We start from the raw sequence: 9,376 nt of genomic DNA, 5'->3' as shown, positions 1-9,376 counted from the left end.
CGGGTTTGGATTGGATTGGTGGCTTGGATCGATCCTACATTATTGATATTTTCGCTGGGTATGCCGTGGCTGGTTATGGGTATTGTGCTGGGGGTAAAGGGTAACGAATGGGCGTGGAAAAGCCGCCAGTGGCGCAGTATTTCTGAGTTTAAAGCACATCAAAGGGCGTGGGCGATCGCAGCATGGCTGATTCTGGCGATCGTGCTGGCAGTTGTACTGGCAATTGCGGTAATTTTTGGGTTGCTTTTACTCGCTGGAATCTCTTCTAGCAGATAAATACAGATAAACTTAAATTCTAGACATTTCTTTACACTTTTCTTTAAAAAAGAGGCGACTAAATGCTGTAATATCAATTCAAGATACCTTACACAAATGAGGTCGATACGTATGGCAGAGTGCATCACCTGGCTTTTTAGGATACTTAGAAATACTTGACTTGCTAAATTTGAGTTTGAATATGAAAAGGCTGACATACATTAGTAAATTTGCTCGTCCTCTATCTAGTAAAGAAATAGAAGCTATTGGTAAAGTTTCCGCTCCGAACAATCAAGCCAAAAACATCACAGGTGTACTTTTGTGTTCGCAAGGAATATTTTTCCAAATTCTCGAAGGAGATGAAGAAAATATTGATAGATTGTATGAGAAAATATTGCGCGATCGCAGACATACCGATATTTTATGCTTAAACACCGAACACGATATCAAAGAACGGCTATTTCCGGAATGGTCAATACAGACGATCGATCTTGACGAAAATACAGATTTAATTATTAAACCGATCAGAGCTTTATTGCAGACTTTAAACGAGTCTTATAGAATTTTAGAAAAATATACTCAACCAACCGTTGTTAACATCATCAGTAACGGTGCAAATCCTCTTTTAGTTCCGCCTCGTAAAGTAGAAAAGATTATTTTGTTTAGCGATATCGTGTCTTTCTCTACTTTGGTGGAGAAACTGCCATGCGAGGAAATTGTCGCTATACTCAATCAGTATTTTACTATTTGCACGAACATAATTGTAGCTAAGGGAGGAGAAATTACCAAATTTATCGGTGATTGCGTGATGGCTTATTTTTCAGGCGAACAAGCTGATGCAGCTATTCAAGCAAGCTTGGATATATTGACTGAAATAGAAACAGTAAGAATATCTGCACCAGAAGGTAGTCCGCTGCGCGTTTTGTACAATGGGATTGGTTTGGCGCAAGGCGAAGTAATAGAAGGAAATATTGGCTCTCACGTCAAAATGGACTATACAATTTTAGGAGATGCAGTCAATATTGCCCAAAGGTTAGAATGTTTAACGAGAAAGCTTTCCCGTTCTTTAATTTTCTCGTTGGAGGTGAAGAACAGCACAGCAGGAGTATGGAATTTTGTCAAGTTAGGAAAGAGCAAGGTCAAAGGAAAAGAAGAGGCGATCGAAATTTATTCAATTGACGATCGAGTTACCAAGCAGCCCAGTAGTAATGCTGAAATGGCTGCGGATATAAGTAATTATCTTGACAAAATTAAATTTTATCATTAGTTATATCAAGTCCGGTTACATCGGTATTACATGAGTGTCGCAGGTTAAGTTTTAACCACAGATAAAGAAAGATGAACACAGATGAACACAGATAAGAGAGCGATTTTTTTAGGCAAGCAGTATAACCGGATATGATATCTTTGGTTATTAGTTGTTTGGTTCTTTTATGCGAACTAGGCACAACTGACTAATGGCTGGAAGACTTTTCCTTATCGCGCTCGGTAGCCTCTCTTTCAGCGGTAAATTTTATTGGTTGCGCTGCTGAAGTTAGAGTCATTTTACCGTTGAGGGTTTCACCTTTGACAAAAGCTTGAATTCTGACATTGATTTTTCGCTCGCAGGAACTGAACTTATTTGTAGTTCCGGATAGCGTGAATTGTTGATTTTGCCATAGACCGAATAGGGAGGGTTTTTCCTGTACGCTTGTTTGGGATGCAGATGTGACATTTGACAATTCGACGTTTTTATCTGCTGTTAATAAAGAACCGTTGAGATAAATACCAGATTGCTGAACAGTTAACAACAATTCATCAGATTCGAGACATTTAGGTAAGTTTTGTGCAGTGATGCGATAACGACCTTGAATCGGGGGAGGTGCTTTGAGATTATGACCGTAGGTAGTAACAACTTTAAACAAAAGCACAACGAAACCGATCGCTAATCCATAAAATGTGAAGGACTTAAAGTTAAAATGACTCATATCAATTTGAGATTTGAGGTTTTAGATTGAGAATTTAGTAGTTTGGTCATTTGTGTTACTGTCGTTTGTTTCCAGTACAGAGGCGAGGTGAGAAGTTACCTGACTGTAGCGGCGGGTAATCAGAAGCGAAGAATGACAATCGATCGCCAGCGCATCAGTGTAGTTTCCCAAGGTTTGACGCTCAATACCCCAAGCGCGACTGGTACCGACAATAGTGAGGTCAACCGTTTGGGAAGCTTGGACTACAGCTGGGATCGGTTCCGTTGCTTCAATAACTTGGATATCGATGCGATCGCGCACTTGCTTTGGCAATCTTTCCATCACGTTACGAAATTCATAACTGAAATCTTTAATCTGACTTTCTTGTACAACTCGCAAAACATTCAGATAGCAGAAATCGCGATTGACAAGCAGTCGCACAGCAATTTCCAGCGCCAGATCGTCGTGAACGTTAGCAGAATAAGGCACCAATATACTTTCCAATCTTTCTCGTCCTCGATCGACAAATACTGCCACATCCACAGATGCCTGAGTGAGAATTTGTCCAACTCTTCCCCCCAGTCGGTTGGTGCTAAAAGCTGGGCGATGCCATCCTAATAGAATCAGATCGGCTTGTTCGAGCTTAGCAATTTCTGCTGTTTCCCGTGCGACGTTATTGGAAATGCGGATAATCGGATGCACTAACTCGCGAGTTTCTGGAGGTTCGAGACTTTGAATTACTTCTTCGAGACGAGAACGACGCTGCTGTATTAACCTGTCTGCTTCAAGCGGCGTACTTTGAAATAAATAATCTTCTTCTAATTCGATCAAGCTGAGGGGATGAACGATCGCAGGTTGCAATTTTTTTCCTGCGATCGCTGCTGCTACTTGCAGCAAACCTTTTTGCGTGCTGGGATTGGCGACGGGTACTAAAATTCGATAGGTTGGTTGAACTGCTTCGGTAGGGATAGCGATCGCAGGTTCTGCCTTGATGACATCTAATCTAATTAGCTCTTTCGGATAAGTCCATTCCAGCAAAGGCGAAGTCATAAACGTAGTTACCAATGCCATTATCACCAGCATAGTGAACAGCAAAGGCGAGATCGTACCCAAGCTCAAACCGATATTTAGCACAATTAATTCAGTCAAACCGCGAGTATTCATCAACCAACCCAGTGCTGAAGCTTCCCGGTTATCGATACCGCAAACTCTTGCTGCTAGATAAGTACCAACATATTTGCCAATAATAGCCACTGCCAAAACAGCTAAGCAAAGTAGCCACAATTCAGGACGATTGAGCAAGCCTATTTCTGTTCTCAGACCGCTATAAGCAAAAAATACTGGTAGTAAAAATATGAGGACAAAATCTTCGGTTTTTTCTGCTAATTCCCTTACTAATCCAGCATTTTTTGGCATTGCCGCTCCCAATAAAAATGCCCCGAAAATTAAGTGAATCCCTATTAATTCGGTAATTAAAGCCGAAGCAACAACAGCCATATAAATCCAAGCCAAAAGAAATTGGCTTAAGCGTCCCTTGCGTTCGTAGTGAGTAGCCAACTGTTTCAATAACCAACGCCCTACCGTCATCATAAATACGATGTAAAGTAGGGATTCCAAAATAGTTGGCACTGCACCTGCCATACTATTAGTACGAGTGACTGCGATCGCCAGGGCCAACAAACACCAAGCCGTCACATCATCCACCGCCGCACAAGTCAGCGCCAAAGTTCCCAAGCGCGTTCCTTGCAAATTGTTTTCCGTGATAATTCTCGCCAGTACCGGAAAAGCCGTAATCGACATTGCCGCACCTAAAAATAAGGCAAAGGCGGTAAAGGATACGCTCGCATTAGAAAGTAGGGGATAAAGCAGCAGGGCTAGTAAACTTCCCAGTGAAAAGGGCGTCAAAATACTGACGTGGGAAGTCAGAATCGCGATATCTAAATTACCTTTGAGGTATTTTGGGTCTAACTCTAGCCCGATCAAAAACATGAAAAAGATCAGTCCGACCTGCGACAATACAAACAGATAAGGTTCTGTTTCAACTGGAAAAAGTGAGGCCGCTAAATCTGGAGCAACCAAACCTAACAGAGATGGCCCCAGCATAATTCCAGCGACAATTTCGCCAATTACCAAAGGTTGCTTGAGCCAGCGAAATCCCAATCCCACCAGTCGGGAAAGTCCAATCACTATGAGAACTTCAATCAGGACTTGGATGACTGCGTGCATAGTTTCCTCAAAGGCGACTGTTAGGAGTGTTACAGTAATCGAGTGAAATGATATCCGATTTGTCGTTGACAACCCTGCCCTCAGTCTACCGCCCAAGGTACTTAGTTACCAGTATCGCAGCAAACGGTGGCTGAGTAAATTTTTGTTACCGAATCGAGCGCTCGCCTGATGTTGGGACAGGTCGATCGACAACAAAATCTGAAATTTATGCAGCTGGGTCTAAAGCTAATCCAAAATCTAAAATCCAAAATCTAAAATCTAAAATTATTACAGCCACTGTCCGCCCCGAAAACGCCAACGGGGAAATAAAATTCGCATAATTGATTGAGAAGCTAAATAAACACCCAACCATACCAAACTGTAGTGTCCCAGAAAAGAAGCGATATCTATATTTGTAACCCCAGGTAGAGGCAAGCGTAAAATTTTGACAATTAATATAAAAAATATAGCTTCCCAGATACCAGCCACCAATTGAAACGCTCCCGGCCAATCTCTATCCCAGCGGAACTTTTGTAGATAGTTATAAACAATATCCCAGCCCAAACCAAAAACTGTAATATATCCAATTACCCAAAAATAAGTAGAGTCGGCACCAGAGCCGATAATGCCCAAAGCAAAGGGCAATGTTATCGCCAGACCCACAGTGCCGAACAGTAATAAACGAGTTTGCCAACGGCCAAAAAGTGTAGGAGTCATTTTGACATTCCCTAAGCTACTGTGTAGATATGTAGGGATTGTATCTTAACGTGAATTTAGATAAAGTTTTTAATTTTTAATTGATTTATGGGGTTAATGCTGCACCTTTAGTTGCGGCATTTCGTACTGGTGCGTGCTTTGCAAATAACCTTCGTAAATTTTACCTACTTCTAGGCAATCGGTACATCTCACCCAAACAGAATGGCCGATCACCGGTAACCCCATCAGTTGCGACATCATGGATGCTTCTTCCGGGTCGGCAACACAGCCAATGCCAAAGTGGCTCGCTAGACGCCTGACGGTCAAATCTTCAAGGAGATAACTGCTGCCGATTTCAGCTTCTTTACACTGGTAGCGTCTCACTGGCGGTAAAACTTTTTCTAAATTTTTCAATCCCAGCATTTGTAGATCTCCCATTCTCTCAGTGCAATACGTAAATCTGGTTTATCGTGCGGGTGCAACCTTGCACTTAGGTGTGTTGCATTTATAATGCCTGAAAGTTTTAGCTTATGGCGTCAAGTACTGATAAAGAACAAGGAAAAAACTTTAAAGTTTTAGTAAAGATGAATTCAAATTGCAGTATCTCTACTGAGATCGAAGTTCGTTGCTATCCTAACTCCATGTTCGCTGCGAAAAATGGGACAACGCAGCAATGGAGTATGCTGGAATAGCACGAAGATAATCGACGTAAGAAAAAGCTCAGAGTTCCTTGCATCCGGTCGTCTCTGAGTCAGCAGGGAAGTCAAAGACGAAACGAATTAGACACTAGGCTCGATTGTGTATTTACGTATCGATATGTAAAGTTAAAGTAATTATTATAGTGGAAATACTGAATAAAATATTTCTTAAGGAGGATGACAAAAAAGAAAGTGGGAGAGCGGGAGAATTTATTTTCCCTTTTTCCTCTTCTTTTTGACTTTTGACTTTTGACTTTTGACTTTTCTCTAGCATTAGGGCGATCGCATTGTTGCCCACTTCAACCATTGCCATAGAGAACTCAGTGCGTTCAATCGATGCAATCCGGGTGCGCGGACTGCGGCCAAACTATCAACAGCACAAAGGGCAGCATATTGCAATCCCAAAAAACTATCAACTGCTGCATAGGGGCCACCCAAAGTCATCGCACCGGCGGCATAAATTCTGCCGCGCTGATTTCGCAGATCGACTATTTCAAAATCATCGGCAACGACGAGTCTGCCGTTATCGTGCAAAGGTAGATTGTAGCGATCGACAATATCGGCTAGTAAAGGACTTGCAGTTACGTGGGCATCGAGTCCGGTAGCATCGATAATAAAGTCAGCTTCGAGTCGAATTTGCCCTTTTAATCCCTTTTCTTGAATATAAGTAACTGTACGATTTTGGGTATTGTCGCGTTCTACTTTTTCCACTTCGCCAAAGGTAATTTGATACCAACCTTCACTCAATCCTTGCTGCACAATGCGTTTCCAATCGTGTCGATCGGCTGTAGTTGTACCGCCCCAAGCTGCCAGTAATTCCTGGCGTTTTTGCGGTTCTGCTTTTGCCAACATTTCCCGCAAATCGCCTCCCCAACAAGCTTTCGGCCAGTTAAACGGTTGAAATTCGTAGTGATTGTCTACTTGACGTTGGGCGGAACTGAATTTGTTACCTTGGGGTTTGGGCGATCGCATCAAATGCAGCAACGAAATCAGCTTGTTTTTCTGCCGCGCTTCGTAAATTCTTTGCACAATTCGAGAAGCGACAATACCGCGACCGCGAATCAGTACCGTACCGCCATACTGTTCTAAATGTTGATAAACGCGATCGTGCGGTTCGTAAGCATTTACTACGGATTCAAAATCACCAGTCTTTTCCCGATAAGCTTTTAGGTCTGGGAGAAATTGAATTGCCGGATAGCCTGTGGCAAGCTGGACATATTGCGCGATTAACAAACGGTAGTCTGGCGCAGCGTTGCTGGAACGACGACGGGAATAAGCAATAGCATATCTGCCATCAGAAGTTTTGCGAATTGCCCTGACGCTACCGTAGCGAAATATCTGTTCCCAACCGATTCGTTTCGCTTCGCGATCGATCGAATCGAACACATTTCCAGAACGAGGCGTATAAGTTTGGGCAAATGTCGGTTCGGCAAATACCTGCCATAAATATCCCAAAGCATCGCCCACTTTTCCTTTAATTAGATCGTGCCAAGCTTCCCGCAAAGCATAGCTAGGCCAACCCCAAATATTATCGGGACAGGAATCGGAATTCGATCGCAATCTTTCGTGCAGGGGAATTTGAGAATTCATGCACAATCTTCTATAACGAGCATAAGGCTTTTCTTCCATTCCCAAAGCGGCAATTCGATCGATTTTCACCCCAGAAATTCGCAGCAAATCCACCCAAACAAAGCTACCCAATCCCGCGCCAATCGCAGCATAATCAATTTCTTCCACCGGTAAACCTGTGGCGTGAAGTTCTTGCACAGATACCTGAGATTGCTGAAACGCTGGTGGCGGAAAAGTGCTACCGGTAGCTATTGCAACTGGGGGTTGATTCAGACGAGGGTCTGGTAAATCGGTATCTGGGTGAAAATTAATCGTGGAGATGGATGGACTGGCGACGAAGGAAATCGTAATTCGATAGGGGCCAATTTGCAGGATATCGCCATTTGCCAAAGTAGTTCGCGTTTGGCGCTGACCGTTGACAAAAGTGCCGTTTTGACTGTTTCGATCGATCGCGACCAAACTACCTTGTTCTTCGTCGATCGAGACATGGTAGCGAGACACTTCCGGACTGTCAAACACCATCCGAGAAACGCGCCGTCCTCCCAGTTCGCTTGGCATTTGGGCAAATTCGCGTCCCAGTGCGATCGGGACAGCTAATAAAGGTTCTCGTCGCTGTCCTGTGGCTGGGTCTTCCCAGCTGAGACGAATTTGCAAAGGTTGTGGATTCATAGTTCCGTGGGAGTCATGAGAACGCTTGCGGCTGCTGCTAAGGAAGTACCGCACCAAGGACATCCCAAATCTAACCGTTCGTAGGGTGAAATGCGATCGCATTTGGGACACCGCAAACCGTAAGTTTGATTTGCAGAAGGAACCTGAGATGGCTGTGTCGAAGGCGAAAGTAAAATGGTTGGTGGAACGCTGCTTTCGTCTATATTTACCCCAGTCACTTTGACTTCTGTTTCTCCCAGATGAAAAACGCTACCCCCGCTTAAAGTTACCTCACCTGCGACAAGTTGGTTGCCATTCACCAAGGGAGGATTGCTTTCGCGCAAGTTTCGCAGGTAAAACTGTTGCTGCTGGGAGTTAAAAAATATCTCTACGTGCAATCCGGAGACTGTCGGATGGGTCAGCACGATATCGCACCGCAGGGAATCGCGACCCAGCCGCACGGTTCCCGGATTTTTGCTTAGCTGTCGATCGCGAATTATTTGCTTTCTCAGATGACCTGCTTCTTGCCACTCTATACTTAGTTCGTTCATTATCCCCGCCTTTTAATATTTCCTCTATTCATTTATCGGTTTGATGCCAATTTATCAGCTAAGCGCGTTGTTTCCGGTAATTTATATTTGGTAGTGCAACGCATCACATAGTCGATCGCAGTCAGCAAACTCACGCGATGTCCGCTAGAAACATAAACAGGTTTAACCCCCATCCGCGTTCGCAAAGCAGCACCGATCGTTTCCCGGCGATGCACTAGCGGTTTCCATGTACCTCTCTCTAAAGGTAACTCTTCATGTTTGCCAACTAATAACGATTTAGCAACGCCAATAGTGGGAATATCTGCCAATACACCCAGATGACAGGCGATCCCAAAACGACGGGGATGGGCAATACCTTGACCGTCGCATAAAATTAAATCCGGTATAATAGTCAGTTTTTCCAGTGCATCCAGCACAGTGGGAACTTCGCGAAATGATAGGAATCCCGGAACGTAGGGAAAAGTGGTGGGACGGTATGCGATCGCCTGCTCTTTGAGCTGCAAATCGGGAAAACTCAATACTACCACTGCTGCTCTCGTTATGCTACCCGACTCCGGAAAACCCACATCCACGCCAGCAACGTATTGTACTGTTCCCAACTCGTCAGAAGTAATTACCTCTTTTGCCAGTTGTTGCTGAATGGGAATAGCTTCTTCAGCAGTGAGAGGCCAATCATGCCGTTGATTAATCTTCATTTTCCTCTTTCATAGACGAACAGCGAGCAAATTTATTCAGGAAAAGTGGATTTTGAAACGCACCCTAAGTTTTCAACTTTGGAATATTTGATGGGTACAAATATGTAGCCATA

At 43.7% G+C, this 9,376-nt stretch carries 9 protein-coding genes; 2 read left to right on the top strand and 7 right to left on the bottom strand.

The features are described from left to right. The coding region (locus H6S82_RS08755) for a hypothetical protein (protein ID WP_347339476.1) at positions 1 to 276 on the top strand (276 nt) is incomplete at its 5' end. Between the two features lie 181 nt (positions 277 to 457). Then, complete coding sequence (locus H6S82_RS08750) at positions 458 to 1,522, top strand: BLUF domain-containing protein (RefSeq protein ID WP_190471735.1); 1,065 nt, start codon at positions 458 to 460, stop codon at positions 1,520 to 1,522. Between the two features lie 187 nt (positions 1,523 to 1,709). Here H6S82_RS08750 and H6S82_RS08745 read toward each other — a convergent pair whose 3' ends face one another. From H6S82_RS08745 to nfi, 7 genes are all read right to left on the bottom strand, one after another. Next, entirely contained in the window at positions 1,710 to 2,222 is a 513-nt protein-coding gene (locus H6S82_RS08745; RefSeq protein WP_190471732.1) for a hypothetical protein, read from the bottom strand. A 21-nt stretch (positions 2,223 to 2,243) separates the two neighbouring features. Then, entirely contained in the window at positions 2,244 to 4,427 is a 2,184-nt protein-coding gene (locus tag H6S82_RS08740; RefSeq protein WP_190471729.1) for a cation:proton antiporter, read from the bottom strand. Between the two features lie 267 nt (positions 4,428 to 4,694). Continuing rightward, on the bottom strand, positions 4,695 to 5,123 hold the full coding sequence (locus tag H6S82_RS08735) for a hypothetical protein (RefSeq protein WP_190471726.1): 429 nt from the start codon (positions 5,121 to 5,123) through the stop codon (positions 4,695 to 4,697). A gap of 93 nt (positions 5,124 to 5,216) precedes the next feature. Then, positions 5,217 to 5,540 carry a hypothetical protein gene (locus H6S82_RS08730; protein WP_190471724.1) on the bottom strand — a complete coding sequence of 108 codons (324 nt, stop codon included), beginning with the start codon at positions 5,538 to 5,540 and terminating at the stop codon, positions 5,217 to 5,219. 533 nt (positions 5,541 to 6,073) lie between these two features. Next, positions 6,074 to 8,038 (bottom strand): FHA domain-containing protein, encoded by a 1,965-nt coding sequence (locus H6S82_RS08725; RefSeq protein ID WP_190471720.1) that lies wholly within the window; start codon positions 8,036 to 8,038, stop codon positions 6,074 to 6,076. After that, entirely contained in the window at positions 8,035 to 8,568 is a 534-nt protein-coding gene (locus tag H6S82_RS08720) for an FHA domain-containing protein (protein WP_190471717.1), read from the bottom strand. The genes H6S82_RS08725 and H6S82_RS08720 overlap by 4 nt, the downstream gene beginning before the upstream one ends. 32 nt (positions 8,569 to 8,600) lie before the next feature. Continuing rightward, positions 8,601 to 9,263: a deoxyribonuclease V gene (gene nfi / locus H6S82_RS08715; RefSeq protein WP_190471714.1), complete on the bottom strand. Its 663-nt coding sequence runs from the start codon at positions 9,261 to 9,263 to the stop codon at positions 8,601 to 8,603. Positions 9,264 to 9,376 lie beyond the last annotated feature (113 nt).

Source organism: Planktothrix sp. FACHB-1355 (assembly GCF_014748295.1).
GTDB classification, from domain to species: Bacteria; Cyanobacteriota; Cyanobacteriia; order Cyanobacteriales; family Aerosakkonemataceae; genus Aerosakkonema; species Aerosakkonema funiforme_A.
The sequence above is the reverse complement of the archived record's forward strand: the minus strand, read 5'-3'. Positions and strand labels throughout refer to the sequence as shown.

Bases quoted from the DNA above. Each gene is read 5' to 3' on its own strand.
- H6S82_RS08720 (WP_190471717.1), bottom strand. From the start codon at position 8,568: ATGAACGAACTAAGTATAGAGTGGCAAGAAGCAGGTCATCTGAGAAAG.
- H6S82_RS08725 (WP_190471720.1), bottom strand. From the start codon at position 8,038: ATGAATCCACAACCTTTGCAAATTCGTCTCAGCTGGGAAGACCCAGCC.
- H6S82_RS08740 (WP_190471729.1), bottom strand. From the start codon at position 4,427: ATGCACGCAGTCATCCAAGTCCTGATTGAAGTTCTCATAGTGATTGGA.
- H6S82_RS08730 (WP_190471724.1), bottom strand. From the start codon at position 5,540: ATGGGAGATCTACAAATGCTGGGATTGAAAAATTTAGAAAAAGTTTTA.
- H6S82_RS08745 (WP_190471732.1), bottom strand. From the start codon at position 2,222: ATGAGTCATTTTAACTTTAAGTCCTTCACATTTTATGGATTAGCGATC.
- nfi (WP_190471714.1), bottom strand. From the start codon at position 9,263: ATGAAGATTAATCAACGGCATGATTGGCCTCTCACTGCTGAAGAAGCT.
- H6S82_RS08735 (WP_190471726.1), bottom strand. From the start codon at position 5,123: ATGACTCCTACACTTTTTGGCCGTTGGCAAACTCGTTTATTACTGTTC.
- H6S82_RS08750 (WP_190471735.1), top strand. From the start codon at position 458: ATGAAAAGGCTGACATACATTAGTAAATTTGCTCGTCCTCTATCTAGT.